The sequence below is a fragment of the Winogradskyella sp. genome, from assembly GCF_965228925.1.
Lineage (GTDB): Bacteria > Bacteroidota > Bacteroidia > Flavobacteriales > Flavobacteriaceae > Winogradskyella.
The window spans coordinates 1,222,722-1,237,509 of the sequence record NZ_OZ245845.1; the positions used below are offsets into that span (position 1 = coordinate 1,222,722).

General features: G+C 37.4%; 8 protein-coding genes. 2 read left to right on the forward strand and 6 right to left on the reverse strand.

What is annotated here, in order from left to right:
• The first annotated feature begins 8 nt into the window (after positions 1-8).
• Together ACO052_RS05110 and ACO052_RS05115 are read left to right on the forward strand one after the other, a co-directional pair.
• The gene (locus tag ACO052_RS05110; protein ID WP_422106920.1) at positions 9-983 is read left to right on the forward strand and encodes a Gfo/Idh/MocA family protein; all 975 of its coding nucleotides are present in this window, start codon (positions 9-11) and stop codon (positions 981-983) included.
• Positions 984-1,051: 68 nt separating this feature from the next.
• The gene (locus tag ACO052_RS05115) at positions 1,052-4,321 is read left to right on the forward strand and encodes a VCBS repeat-containing protein (protein ID WP_422106921.1); all 3,270 of its coding nucleotides are present in this window, start codon (positions 1,052-1,054) and stop codon (positions 4,319-4,321) included.
• Positions 4,322-4,400: 79 nt separating this feature from the next.
• Here ACO052_RS05115 and ACO052_RS05120 read toward each other — a convergent pair whose 3' ends face one another.
• From ACO052_RS05120 to glmS, 6 genes are all read right to left on the reverse strand, one after another.
• Positions 4,401-6,032, reverse strand: coding sequence for a S8 family serine peptidase (locus ACO052_RS05120; protein WP_422106922.1), 1,632 nt, complete (start codon positions 6,030-6,032; stop codon positions 4,401-4,403).
• Between the two features lie 210 nt (positions 6,033-6,242).
• The gene (locus tag ACO052_RS05125) at positions 6,243-6,536 is read right to left on the reverse strand and encodes a F0F1 ATP synthase subunit epsilon (RefSeq protein WP_422106923.1); all 294 of its coding nucleotides are present in this window, start codon (positions 6,534-6,536) and stop codon (positions 6,243-6,245) included.
• 75 nt (positions 6,537-6,611) lie between these two features.
• Positions 6,612-8,120: a F0F1 ATP synthase subunit beta gene (atpD, locus tag ACO052_RS05130; protein ID WP_422106924.1), complete on the reverse strand. Its 1,509-nt coding sequence runs from the start codon at positions 8,118-8,120 to the stop codon at positions 6,612-6,614.
• A gap of 181 nt (positions 8,121-8,301) precedes the next feature.
• Positions 8,302-9,834: a G-D-S-L family lipolytic protein gene (locus tag ACO052_RS05135; protein WP_422106925.1), complete on the reverse strand. Its 1,533-nt coding sequence runs from the start codon at positions 9,832-9,834 to the stop codon at positions 8,302-8,304.
• An 11-nt stretch (positions 9,835-9,845) separates the two neighbouring features.
• The gene (locus ACO052_RS05140) at positions 9,846-12,635 is read right to left on the reverse strand and encodes a TonB-dependent receptor domain-containing protein (RefSeq protein ID WP_422106926.1); all 2,790 of its coding nucleotides are present in this window, start codon (positions 12,633-12,635) and stop codon (positions 9,846-9,848) included.
• Positions 12,636-12,930: 295 nt separating this feature from the next.
• Positions 12,931-14,778 (reverse strand): glutamine--fructose-6-phosphate transaminase (isomerizing), encoded by a 1,848-nt coding sequence (gene glmS, locus ACO052_RS05145; protein WP_422106927.1) that lies wholly within the window; start codon positions 14,776-14,778, stop codon positions 12,931-12,933.
• Positions 14,779-14,788: the final 10 nt, after the last annotated feature.

Sequence of the window (14,788 nt, forward strand, 5' to 3'; positions counted from 1 at the left end):
TAGCAGGTATGAAACAGACTATAAAATGGGGAATTATTGGTTGCGGTAATGTGACTGAAGTGAAAAGTGGACCTGCCTACAAAATGACCGAAGGTTTTGAATTGGTAGCCGTAATGCGACGCAACTTGGAATTGGCAAAAGATTACGCGCAAAGACATGGTGTAGATAAGTACTTTAACCATGCTGATGACTTAATTAATAATGATGAAGTGGATGCCGTTTATATAGCCACACCGCCAGACACGCATAGCCATTACGCATTAAAAGTGGCAGAAGCAGGGAAGATATGCTGTATAGAAAAACCAATGGCACCGAGCTATGAAGAATGCCTAGCTATAAATGCAGCATTTGAAAAACAAAATCTACCCTTATTTGTCGCCTACTATCGAAGATCATTGCCAAGGTTTAACAAAGTTAAATCCTTATTAAAAGAGAAAGCCATAGGCGATATAAGACATATCTATTGGTATTTAAGTCGTACGGCAAGTGATTTGGACAAATCCAAGGCCTATAACTGGCGAACAGATGCTAAGATTGCGTCTGCAGGTTACTTTGATGACTTGGCCAGTCATGGATTAGATTTATTTATCTATTTATTGGGCGAAATAGAAGAGGCTAAAGGTATTGCTCTAAACCAACAAAATCTGTATTCGGCCAAGGACGCGATTTCGGGTTCATGGCTCCATAAATCAGGTGCTCTCGGATCGGCATCTTGGAATTTTGGGGCCTATAAAAGAGAAGACAGGGTAAGGATAATAGGGAGTGAGGGGGAGCTTAGTTTTTCAGTATTTTTAGAAAAACCGATTCAACTAGAGGTATCTAATGAGCAAAAAGAATTTTGGATTGAAAACCCTAAGCATATTCAACAGTTTCATGTCGAAAATATGAGTAAGCACCTGGGGTTGAATTTTCAACACCCTTCCACCGGCCTTACAGCAACACATACAGCTTGGGTAATGGATAAGATTTTAGGCAAAATTTAATTGAAATAAAGTGTTTAGGAGTTTCGATTCATCTAAAAGTACTTAAATTCGTGATACAATGACCTCTAATGAATTATAGGAATTATTTCATAGCCTGTTTTCTAGTTTGTCTTAACTGTAAAGACAAGACCGTTCCCTATGAGGATGATTCCAATACCTTATTTACCACTATTCCATCGACACATTCAAATGTAGACTTTGAAAATAAAATTGAAGAAACGGTAGATTTTAATTTTTTAAAATACAGCTATATATACAACGGTGGCGGAGTTGCCGTGGGAGATATTAATAATGATGGTTTAGAGGACCTTTATTTTACATCGAACCAAAACACTAACAAATTATATTTAAACAAGGGTCATTTCGTCTTTGAAGATATCACTGATAGTGCTGGAGTTAAAGATGATAAGGGTTGGTCTACTGGGGTGACCATGATAGATATCAATAATGATGGCTGGCTAGATATCTACGTTTGTAAATCGGCATCTTTAAATGACAGAAGCTTAAGACAGAATCAACTTTTTATCAATCAAAAGAATAATACCTTTAAGGAAGAAGCTGTAAAATATGGACTAAAAGAGTACAGTTTTTCTACCCAAGCCTATTTTTTTGACTATGACAAAGATGGGGATCTCGATATGTATTTGGTGAACCATAGTACGGATGCTAACAGCAAGACTTTAATTCTCGACCCTCAACAACAGGCAAGCTTAAAAACGGATAGTAGAGATATGCTATTTAAGAATGATAATGGAACCTATAAAAATGTTTCTAAAACTTCAGGTATATCTTCGGAAAAAGCCTGGAGTTTAAGTGCTTCAATAGGCGACTTTAATAACGATTCGTGGCCAGATATCTATGTGGCTAATGATTTTTTAGAACCCGATTTTTTATATATCAATAATAAAAATGGGGGGTTTACCAATAGGGTTCTAGAGGCTTTTAAGCACATTCCGAATAATAGTATGGGCTCGGATTTTGCGGATATTAATAATGATTTACTACCAGATCTTATTGTTCTGGATATGTTGGCTGCAGATAGAAAACGCGGTAAGGAAAATATGGCATCGATGAATACCGCTAAATTTAATCGTATGGTTAAAAACGGCTATCATCATCAATATATGTCTAATATGTTACAGCTCAACAATGGGAATGACACATTTAGTGATATAGGCCAATTATCGGGAATTGCAAAAACGGATTGGAGTTGGGCGCCTTTAATTGCAGATTTTAATAGCGATGGCTTTAATGATGTTTTTGTCACCAATGGTATAGAAAAGGATTTAACCAATCAGGATTTTAGAACGGCCATGCGCGGTAAAGATTTAGACTATGATAACGAAGAAACCTTAAAAGAAGCACTCAAACTAATACCCTCAGAAAAACTGCCCAACTATATGTTTATAAACCAAGGGGATTATACGTTTAAGGATAGCTCAGTTGATCTGGGTTTTGGTGCAAACGTAAATTCCAACGGAGCGACCTATGCCGATTTAGACAATGATGGGGATTTGGATTTGGTATTAAACAATCAATCTGATAAGGCTTTGATATATAGAAACAACTCGGTGGGCAATTATGTAAAGGTAAAATTGCAAGGCCAAAATCAAAATGTAAATGGTATCGGTGCCAAGGTCGAGGTGTATACAGCAAATAATAAGCAATTAAAAGAGGTCTATGTGAGTAGAGGTTATCAATCATCTGTAAGCCATCATCTCAACTTCGGATTAGGAGCATCGGAAAAAATTGATAGTCTAAGAATTATTTGGAATGATAATAAAACACAAGTATTAACCAATGTCGAAGCAAATAGTGAGGTAAACTTGGTGCATGCTGAGGCGAAAGCTAGAAGTATAATTACTAATCATAAAGACCAATTATTTACATCCATACCGGTTTCTGGCTTAGGGATAGATTATAAACATACATCGGTTGATTATGATGACTACAGCTTGCAGTTGCTGTTGCCTCAGAAGCAATCTACAATAGGCCATGCTTTGCAAGTTGCTGACGTGAATAATGATGGCTTAGATGATATTTTTGTAGGTAATACTATGGGCTATGCTTCTGAGTTGTACATTCAGAATGAGCAAGGGATTTTTAAGCAAACAAATCAAAAATTATTCGAAGGCGATAAGGCTTACAATGATAATAATGCCTTGTTTTTTGACGCTGATAATGATAAGGATTTGGATTTATATGTCGCTTCAGGTAATTACAGTCAAGACCAAAATAACCCTTTACTTCAAGATCGATTATATCTCAATGATGGAAAAGGGAACTTCTTTAAAGGCACTTTGCCAGAACTATTAACTATAACAAAGGCCATAGCAGCTGGGGACTTTGATAACGATGGGGATTTGGATGTCTTTGTAGGTGGACGCCTTATCCCAGGAAAATACCCAAAAGCACCGAATTCGTATTTATTGGAAAATAGAAATGGCAACTTTGTAGATATAAGTCGGGAAAAAGCTCAAGGTTTAAAAGCACTCGGTTTGGTCAATGATGCCGTATTTTCGGATTATGATGCCGATGGGGATCTAGATTTAATCGTTGTGGGAGCGTGGATGCCGGTGACATTTTTCAATAATCATGAAGGTATTTTTACAAAAGACGATTCAGCTACCAGTACAAAAACGGGATGGTTTCAGACCATAAAAACTATGGACTACGATAGCGATGGTGATGATGATTATTTTGTTGGAAATTTTGGCGAAAACAATAAGTTTCATCCCACGGAAGACCAACCACTTCACATTTATGCCAATTATTTTGATGATAATGAGAGTTACGATATAGCGCTGAGCAAAGCCTCTAATGGAGAGTTGTTTCCTGTTCGCGGTAAAGAATGCTCTTCACAACAAACGCCATTTCTCAATGAAAAGATAGGCACCTTTAGTGAGTTTGCCAATTCAAGTATTACGGAGATATATGGCGAAGCTACTATTGAAACGGCATTGCATTTAGAAGCAACTAGCTTTAGGTCTTATTACATAGAGAATAAAGGTAAAGGAACTATTGAATTTATTCCACTGCCTAAAGAAGCACAATTCGGCCCTACATTAGACTTTGAATTTATTGATATTAATGGAGACGAGATAATAGAAATTATAGGTGTTGGTAGTATTTATGATGCCGAAGTCGAGACCATCCGTTATGATGCCTCTAATGGATTTACTGTTACGAAAAAGCTTGGGGATTTTTCAACTTATAAAGACTTAGTTAATATCTCTAACAAGGAAGTTAAAGCGATTGAAAGTATTATCATAAAAGGGCAATTACATCTGTTAATAATGAATGCTAATGATGAGCTAAGTCTATTGAAGATTAAATAAAAAAACCACAAAACATAAAGCTATGTGGTTTTTTAATAAGAGTGTTATTTGCTCGGGTTTTTAGCAATTATTGCAAAATTTATTTTTTAATGAACTTAATGATTTCACTTCCAATATTGGCATCTAATTTTAAAAAATAAACACCAGAATTTAAAAAGCTACAATCAATTGTGTTGTTATCTAAAATTTGGCCATTAGTAATGACTCTACCGTTTAATGAAATTATTGTATATGAATTTATCATATCCCTATTAGAGGAAGTGACTTGAATTTCTGTAATAGCAGGATTAGGATAAATACTAAAATTTTTACTTTCAAATTCTTGAGTGGAAAGTGTTTGCTGTAAAGCTGAGAACGCATTTGCCCTACCAGCACCATAAAATTGATCCCAACCAGGTGTATCTTCACTATCGCCCACTTGATCATCAGCTGAATCCCTAAGAATAGATCTGATTTGGTCTACCGTTAAATTAGAATCTAATGCTAACATTAATGAGGCAATACCGGCAACTAGAGGTGCTGCTTGAGAAGTTCCTCCCCAATAAATATTGTAGTTGATATTTGAGGTATGCGATAAGCCGTAAGTGAAATTTCCAGGCGCAATTAAATCGATGTGCCCACCATAATTGCTACCACTAGTAGGATCCCAGAAAAAAGGTGCTGATCTTGTGTCATCAGGATCGGTAGAGCCAACAGCAATGGTATTTGTGTAGGCTGCAGGGTAATAGGGCACAAAACTATTAAAATTCATCATACAGGCAAAAATGGAAACATTATTAGTGTAAGCATAATTAGCAGCATCTTCCATAGCACTAGAATATCCTGATCCACCAACCGACATATTTAAAATTTTAGCACCATTATCCACAGCGTAGTACATAGCTGCGATCCACCACGAGTAAAACCCGGAGTTACTACTATCCAAAATTTTAAGAGGCATCAATTTACTTTGCCAATTGACTCCAGCATAACCCATACTATTATCGGTATTTGCAAAAATAATACCTGAGACGTTGGTGCCATGACCATGATCATCAGTAGGATCATTGTCGCTGTTAGCAAAATCCCAACCATCATTGTCATCAATAAAGCCATTATTGTCACTATCATTTCCGTTTAAAGTTTCATTTGGGTTAGTCCAAAGCCTACCTGCAAATTCAGGATGCTGCATTCTTATACCAGAATCTAAGACAGCAATGATCATATTGGGATCTCCTGTAGTTAAATCCCAAGCGAGTTCCATGTCTACATCGGCATCGACTGTACTCGTGGCTAAAGTAAAATTCCCATCATTTTTTAAACCCCATTGTCGACCAAAGTGAGTATCATTAGGAATTGTTTCAAAAGGTGAACTCATTTTACCACCTCCGTAACCAATATAATCTGGTTCAACATAACTAAATAGCTGGGTGTTTTTAAGCTGATTTATAATCTGATTGATGGGTATTTGGTTTTCAAAAGCGAAAACCAAAGGTCTATTGTTTAATTTATCAAATTTCGAAGGATGTCCGTCTAACGTTTCAATAGAACTTAGTTGGAAATTTGAAAATAAAAAGTTTAAAGCATCTAAATTTCTAATTTCATTTACAGTATTAATACTTGTATTGTTGTTAAAAGAGAGAATAATACGATCATTAGCAAACTCGGTGGTTTGAGCACCACTAATAAATACACCTAGAAACACTAATAGAGAGAGTAAATTGATTTTCATAAGCTCAAAGATTTTGTTGTTTTTTATAATATATAGTTGAAATTAGAAAATGTCATCAATAATTATTCCAAGGTAAGCTTTTGAGGTTAAGTCATGTATTAGTGTAACCAAGTTTAAAAGTTAAATTACACGCTTGCACTAGTTAAATAAAAAACCGCCTCAAGTAAGCTTGAAGCGGTTCTAAAAATTTTAAAATATAAAGAGTCTCGTCTAATCAGCTAAAATAATTAGCTTATTGTCTTTCATTTCAATAGTACCAGAATTTATTTTTATGGTTAACACTTTGTTGTCATCATAATGAGGAACGACATCAGCGTGCAATTCGTCAAAAACTAAGTGACTTTGCGTATGTGTTTTAACTCTAATGGTACCTTCCTTTAAAATTGAAACAATAGGAGCATGATCTTTAAGCATCTCAAACTCACCATTAACTCCAGGTACAACAACAGAGTCTACTTCCGAACTAAATAAAGTGGCTTCTGGTGATACAATCTCTAAATACATGTTTTCTAAGTTATGAGTGATGAGTTATTGGTTATGAGTACTCTGAACTCTGAACTGATAACTCTGAACTTGTTTTTACGCTTCTGCAAGCATTTTCTCTCCTGCTTCAATAGCTTCTTCAATAGATCCTTTAAGGTTAAATGCTGCTTCTGGTAAATGATCTAATTCACCATCCATAATCATGTTAAATCCTTTAATCGTTTCCTTGATATCTACTAATACACCAGGTATACCGGTAAATTGTTCCGCTACGTGGAAAGGCTGTGACAAGAAACGTTGTACACGTCTTGCTCTAGATACAGCCAATTTATCTTCCTCAGATAATTCTTCCATACCAAGGATGGCAATAATATCTTGTAATTCTTTATAGCGTTGTAATAACTCTTTTACACGTTGTGCACAATCGTAGTGCTCATCGCCAAGAATCTCGGCAGTTAAGATACGTGATGTAGAATCTAATGGGTCTACCGCAGGATAAATACCAAGCTCGGCAATCTTACGAGAAAGTACTGTAGTTGCATCTAAGTGGGCAAAGGTTGTAGCAGGTGCCGGATCCGTTAAGTCATCCGCAGGTACATAAACCGCTTGTACAGATGTAATCGACCCTTTTTTAGTAGAAGTAATACGCTCTTGCATCGCACCCATCTCAGTAGCTAGAGTAGGTTGGTAACCTACCGCCGAAGGCATACGACCAAGAAGTGCAGATACTTCAGAACCTGCTTGTGTAAAACGGAAGATATTATCTACGAAGAATAATACATCCTTACCTTGACCATCTCCTGCACCATCACGGAAGTACTCAGCAATAGTTAAACCAGATAATGCCACACGAGCACGAGCTCCTGGAGGCTCATTCATCTGTCCAAAAACGAAAGTAGCCTTAGATTCTTTCATAGCAGCTTTATCTACTTTTTTAAGATCCCATCCACCTTCTTCCATCGAATGCATAAAATCATCACCGTACTTGATAATGCCAGACTCTAACATCTCACGAAGTAAATCGTTTCCTTCACGAGTTCTTTCTCCAACACCAGCAAATACAGAAAGACCACCGTGACCTTTTGCTATATTGTTAATGAGCTCCTGAATCAATACGGTTTTACCAACACCAGCACCACCAAATAAACCAATTTTACCACCTTTGGCATAAGGCTCAATTAAGTCGATAACTTTAATACCAGTAAATAAAACTTCTGTAGACGTTGATAGCTCTTCAAATTTAGGAGCTTGTCGGTGAATCGGTAATCCGGCTTCACCAGCTTTAGGTAAGTCACCCAATCCGTCAATAGCATCTCCAATAACGTTAAAAAGACGTCCGTAAACATCCTCACCAATTGGCATTTGGATAGGTGCACCAGTTGCATGAACTTCGGTTCCTCTACTCAAACCATCAGAAGAGTCCATAGCGATAGTACGAACCGTATCTTCACCGATGTGGGATTGTACTTCTAATACTAAGGTTGAACCATCTTGGTTTTTAATTTCTAGTGAATCATAAATCTTTGGAAGTTCTGTTCCTGCAGCGAATTCTACATCGATAACTGGACCTACAATTTGTGCAACTTTACCTGTAACTTTCGACATTACTTATATGTTTTTGTTTTGCAATAATTTAAATATGAAAAAACAGCTTACCCAATCAAGTTGAGTACGTGCGTTTTTCGCGCTGCAAAGATAGAGTTATTATTTAAAAAATTAAGCCTTTTTTAAATAAAAAAAACACGCTTCTCAGAAGCGTGTTTTTCTTTGAAATATCTATGATTTTCTATTGTAATGAAGCGGCATAATTTGTTGGCAAACTACTTGCTTCTGGGGTGCTCCCAGATTCTATGAAGTTGGAGCCAAAAGCATTATCAATTGCTACTAAAAATTCTCTTGCCATTAGGCCATAACCTCTCGAAGTTAAGTGTATACCATCAAGACTAACCAGGCCACCAAATACTAATTCGGTAGAAAGCGTATAGTTATCATAAGGATAGCCAGAAACAGAGGCTTGTTCTAATACGGCCCTTAAATCTGCTACAGCTAAATTAGGGTTTGCATCTGCAACGGCTATAATGGTTGCGTTATATGCTGCAGTCGCGTTGGCAATAGCGGTTTGTTCTTCGGGTGTGAGTGACCATCTGTCTTCTAAAGGTATTTGAGTACCAAAACCTTGTGGAATTAAAGACGATAAGGGTAATACAAACAAATCTTCGGCTGTTGCCTGTCTATATTGAGGAATACCGGCAAAAGCAGGGTTAATTGCTCCTAAGTCGGTTAAACTTTCATCAATAATAACCATGGCGTTTCCTTCTCCTTCAAAGAAATTGATGGTTCTTCTGGCAACTTCTTCGGCTGTAAATAAACCGCTACCCTCTAACGCTGCAAGTGCTTGTTGAAGCCCACCATTGTATGCTGCATAACCTTGATTTAAGGCATTTGCAGTGGCGGCATCTAACGGAACAGGATTGTAAGGTACTGTTGTAAAATGCGAAAGGCTTGTAATATCCGGTACTGTTGTTGCAACGCCTTTAGCACCATTTTGAGTTAAGGCTGTAACCATAGTTGAAAATGCTTGTGCAAATACATTGGGATCAGTTATATCATTACTGCCATAGGTTGAAGGGTCAATATTTCCTGTTTGATCAACACCTGTACCTCCAGATGTTGCATACTGTAAAATGTCATTCCCACCTATTTCAGATAAAGTAAAAAATGTTGGGTTTTGAGCTAAGGCATCCTGCAAGACTGTTGATGTAGGGCTAGATGCGATTCTTGTGTAATAAGGATTAAATGCTGCGTATCCCGGTGTTACCAAGTGAAAACTTTTGGCTCCAGGAATTCCAAAATTATTAAAATCACTTCCAATATTATTTCCTGCTTCAGTAGTGATAGGAGGTACTGATGCACCTTGACTTGTTAAAAATACATCTAAGGGTACTGGTCCTGCGCCCCCAAAAACTAATCTGTAACCGGTAGCTGGAGTACCGCCAGCTAATATTCCACCAGTATTGTCATCCATTAGAGGTTGTGTAAAAGCGCCGCCACCTGCCATTGCAAACTGTTCTGAAAGTAGTAAGGGGAACGAGTTTTCTTGCCCTGCTCTAAATAAACCTCCATCAGTAAATCCAGCCGTAAATGAGGCGCCTAAAGCTACATAGTTTGAAAAGTCAGCAGTACCAGCAGTAAGATCTGGAAACACTACAGTAACTTCTTCATTATTATTTCTGTCTCTTAATTCATCTAATGGATCATTCTCACAAGAGATAAAGCCTAATGTAAGTATTGATAAAACTATATACTTAATATTTTTCATTGCTTAATTTTTTAAAGATTATTGATAGTTAAAGACACATAGTATTGAGAGCCTATTAAACCTGTACCAAATGCAGTAAAATATTCATCTGCCAATAGGTTGGTTGCTCCTACTTTAATAGTTGATTTTAAACTAGGGACTCTGAAGTTAACCTGAGCATCTAAAACATTAAAGGCAGGAACTTCACCATTACCAAAAGAGGCTTCCCAGAAGTAATTGTCACTCCAACGCCACGCTACATTAAAGCCAAGATTTTTGATTAATTCTGTTTTACCAAAACTTAATTTTACTTTGTGTTCTGGTGTATTAAAGTTGGTTTGAAAATCGGGATTTCCTTCAACATCAAAATCCAATCTTGCCCAAGTATAATTAGCACTTAAATCGAAGCCATCGAATACTTTAGTAGATACAGAAACTGCCGCACCATAGGAATTTACAGTTTCTTCAGTATTAGTGTATGTTTGATAACCTACCACATCTCCATTTTGTAATGCAGCTAGTGCCAATTGAGTTTGAGGATCCGTTAAACTTATTGAACCATCACCATCAGGGTCTACATTACCATACAAGGGGGCAACAACATTTTCGTTTGCTAAAAAGTCGTTATAGGTACTGTAATAGGCTGAGCCGTCAATAATGAAGTCATCAATTTTACCACGGTAACCAACCTCGAACGAGCTCACTTGCTCAGGATCCACAAAATTTGAGTTACCAACCTGAATATCTCCAGGATCTTGACTGTCTATAAAAGCACTCACCGAATTTCCAGAGAAAGAATTGATATATGCACTGTTTCCTTGTTGCGTAATAACTGCTGGTTGTCCCAAGTTATCCTGAGCAGCTTGACTAACAGCTATATCTCTTTCATAGCGACTTCCAATATCTGTTGCACCACCAATTAATGTTCCTGCATTGGTTTGTAAACCTATGTATAATGCTTGAGTATCAGGATTTCTAAAACCTGTTTGAAACGATGCTCTAAAATTATGATTTTTGTTGACTGTTAAACCTGCGGAAATTCGTGGCGAGAAGAATCCATCGAACAATTCTGATTTGTCGTATCTAATTGATCCCGTTAATTTTAATTCTAAATTCTCATTTAATTCTAGCGAACGTTGTAATTGCGTATAAACACCTAATTCTGAATAGGTAATTGGTCCATTGGCATCGGCATAAATCGTACCAAACGAATTTAATCTATAAGTTCTGTAAGAACTACCAACTTGAACTTCTGCAAAATCGAAGGTTTCGCCAAAGTTATAATTAGCATCACCATGATATATTTTGGAGTTATCTCTAAATCCTGCCCCTGTTAGGAAACTAGTATCGGAAGTAACTTGATCTAGTAAATTTTGAAATTCCTGTGAATTTTCATCTGGCCGTCCAGTTTCAGCAACAGCTCTTGCTGCAGCATGAGCTTGAGCATCTGGAACACCGCTTAAGATAGCCCCTGCATAAGTTTGAATGTATTCGCCATACCACTGCGCATGAGGTTTCCAAGCGTTTAATAAGTTTGGCCCTAAAACATCCATCACGTAAGTGTCACCAGCTTTATCTGAGGTAACATAACCTCTTACAAAGAAATTATCGTTTCTAACTTCAATTTTGTGCTGTTGCAAAGAGAAACCTTCAATTCTGTAGCGTTGAGCTCCTTGATAAATGGTGGAACCAGTACCTACTTTACCGACATATTGAATCTCGAAGTCATCGCCCCAGGGACGGAAATATAAGCCCCAATCGGCTTTTATACTTTCAGCATCGTAGTCAGTTAATTGCGATTCTAAATAACCTGTTCTACTAACAAATGTATCTTCTTCGATAAATCCAATACCTGATAACTCACGAATATCTGCGGTAACTTCATCTCCATACACATTGACACCATTATAATTTATGTTTGATTCTCTTGTTCCGCCGCGTAAGTTTTTATCATCGATATTGGTTGCAAACCAGTCCGTACCTTTTAAATAGCCGAAGTTGACTTTTGCAGCGAATTTATCACTGAATTTGTGAGCCATGCTAATGCCTATATCAGTGTATTCATTATCGCCTGCAGCCTCCTGAGATGTAATACCTTGCTTTATATAGCCTCTGATACCTTGATGATCAAAAGGGTTTTTACTTCTCATAAATAAAATACCATTAAAGGCATTGGCTCCATAAAGTGCCGAAGATGCACCTGGAAGAATTTCTACACTCTGCACATCGGTTTCAACCATACCTAATAAATTTCCAAGTGGGAAGTTAAGGGCAGGTGCCGAGTTATCCATACCATCTACCAACTGCATAAAACGCGTATTGGCAAAAGTTGCAAATCCTCGGGTGTTAATGGATTTGAAGGTTAAACTATTTGTATTAATGTCAATACCCTTTAAATTTTCGAGACCGCCATAAAAATCAGCTGATGCCGTATTTTTTACTTCTTTTAGACCAAATCTCTCAACAGTTACTGGGGATTCAAAGATACGTTCTGGAGTTCTTGAAGCTGAAATAACGACTTCATCGAGCGTGTTGCCTTCTTTTAGCGTCACATCAATCGTTTGATCGCTCGATGTAATCTCAATGGTTTGTGCCTCAAACCCAGCGTAACTTACACGTATAGAAAAAGGCGGATCTTGCTCGACAGTTAGGATATAGTTACCGTCAAAATCCGAAACTGCACCGGTGCTGGTTCCAACCACTATAATATTTGCACCAGGCAGGGGTAGCCCTGTATCATCAGTAATTTTACCTTTTATTGTGGTCTGGGCAAAAGACGCCACGCAAAAAAGCATTGCATAAAGCTTTAAGATTGTCTTCATTTTAGAGAATTAGTTATAATTTATTAGATGAGCAATTTAATTAAATATATGAAAATTAGGTAAGAAATTCTTAAAAAATTATGCATGCATAAGAATTTTTAGGAAAATAAGGGTCGTATAATTGTCAAATTGGCAAATAACGTGTCAAAACTCAGATATTAGCCACAAAATTTTATGCACTTAGGATAAGCCTAACAACCATATATTCTGATAAGTACCAAAGAAAAATGCCTTACATTGATAAGGCACTTCTTTTAACACTCCATTTAAGGAGATAAACACGATATAGTTCTTCTTATTCTACGGTTACGGATTTTGCTAAATTTCTTGGCTGATCCACATTTTTACCTAGCATTACCGCGATATGATAAGACAATAGTTGTAATGGTATTGTTGTCAACAATGGTGTTAAACATTCTATGGTTTCAGGAACTTCTATGACATGATCTGCCAATGCCTTAACACTTTTATCACCCTTAGTGACAATACCAATAATTTTACCTTTTCTAGATTTTATTTCTTGGATATTGCTCACTACTTTTTCATAATGCCCTTTTTTAGTGGCTATGACAACAACGGGCATTTGCTCATCTATTAATGCTATAGGGCCGTGCTTCATTTCTGCGGCTGGATAACCTTCAGCATGTATATAGGAAATCTCTTTAAGTTTTAATGCGCCCTCCAATGCCACAGGGAAGTTAAAGCCACGTCCAAGGTACAAGAAGTTTGTAGCTCCTTTGTAGATATCAGAAATGGTCTGGACATAAGCGTCCGATTTTAAGGCCTCTTCTACTTTTCCCGGTATGAGTTCCAGTTCTATAAGATGGTGTCTAAACTCTGAGCTAGAAATCTTTCCCTTAGCCCTGGCTAAACGCAACGCCATCAATGTGAGTACAGTAATCTGAGTCGTAAACGCTTTTGTAGAGGCTACTCCAATTTCGGGACCAGCATGGGTATAAGCACCAGCATCCGTTTCTCTAGCAATAGAGGACCCTACCACATTACAAACTCCAAATACAAAGGCTCCTTTTGACTTAGCCAGTTTAATAGCCGCTAAAGTATCAGCGGTTTCACCAGACTGGGAAATTGCTATGACGATATCTTTTTCTGTTATGACTGGATTTCTATATCTAAATTCAGAGGCATACTCGACCTCAACGGGAATTCGAGCTAAATCCTCAAAGATATACTCTGAAACCAAACCAGCGTGCCATGATGTTCCACAGGCTACAACAATAATGCGATCGGCAGCCAAGAACTTCTTCATGTTATCTTCCACTCCAGAGAGCTTTACCATGGCTTCTTTACTACGTAATCTACCCCTGAAGGTGTCTAGTATAGCCTCAGGTTGCTCGTAGATTTCTTTTAACATAAAATGATCATAACCCCCTTTTTCAATCTGCTCGAGGTTGAGTTGAAGCTCTTGTATGTAAGGATCAACAAGGGCATCGTTCTTAATTTTTCGGATTTTGACCTCTTTCCCTCTCCTTACAATTGCCATTTCCTCGTCTTCTAGATATATGGCATTTTTTGTAAATTCTATAAAAGGAGAAGCATCACTAGCAATAAAGAATTCATCCTCACCGATACCGATGGCCAAAGGGCTTCCTAATCTGGCGACTACAATCTCATTGGGTTTGTTTTTGTCAAAAACTGCAATAGCATAAGCTCCAACTACTTGGTTCAAAGCAATTTGAACGGCTTTACCCAGTTTGGTGTCTTCATTCTTTTTAACGTCCTCGATGAGATTGACCAGAACTTCGGTGTCAGTGTCCGATTTAAACGTATATCCACGCTTTGAGAGCTCTTTTTTTAGGGCGTCATAATTTTCTATAATCCCATTGTGGATGATCACTAAATCACCAGAATTTGAATAATGTGGATGAGAATTTATATCATTAGGCACACCATGGGTTGCCCAGCGTGTATGACCTATACCCAAAGAACCTATAGTAGAAATTTCATGTTCTAATTTTTCCTTTAGGTCAGAAACTTTTCCTTTGGTTTTAGAAAGTTTAATATCGCTTCCGTCGAAAAGTGCAATACCAGCACTATCATAACCGCGATATTCTAATCTTTGAAGTCCTTTAATTATTATAGGATAGGCCTCTCGATGGCCAATGTATCCAACAATTCCGCACATAGGCTAATTT

What these genes read in the sequence shown, in the direction of transcription:
- ACO052_RS05135 (WP_422106925.1), bottom strand. Translation starts at nt 9,834, where the DNA reads ATGAAAAATATTAAGTATATAGTTTTATCAATACTTACATTAGGCTTT.
- ACO052_RS05110 (WP_422106920.1), top strand. Translation starts at nt 9, where the DNA reads ATGAAACAGACTATAAAATGGGGAATTATTGGTTGCGGTAATGTGACT.
- glmS (WP_422106927.1), bottom strand. Translation starts at nt 14,778, where the DNA reads ATGTGCGGAATTGTTGGATACATTGGCCATCGAGAGGCCTATCCTATA.
- ACO052_RS05115 (WP_422106921.1), top strand. Translation starts at nt 1,052, where the DNA reads ATGAATTATAGGAATTATTTCATAGCCTGTTTTCTAGTTTGTCTTAAC.
- ACO052_RS05120 (WP_422106922.1), bottom strand. Translation starts at nt 6,032, where the DNA reads ATGAAAATCAATTTACTCTCTCTATTAGTGTTTCTAGGTGTATTTATT.
- atpD (WP_422106924.1), bottom strand. Translation starts at nt 8,120, where the DNA reads ATGTCGAAAGTTACAGGTAAAGTTGCACAAATTGTAGGTCCAGTTATC.
- ACO052_RS05125 (WP_422106923.1), bottom strand. Translation starts at nt 6,536, where the DNA reads ATGTATTTAGAGATTGTATCACCAGAAGCCACTTTATTTAGTTCGGAA.
- ACO052_RS05140 (WP_422106926.1), bottom strand. Translation starts at nt 12,635, where the DNA reads ATGAAGACAATCTTAAAGCTTTATGCAATGCTTTTTTGCGTGGCGTCT.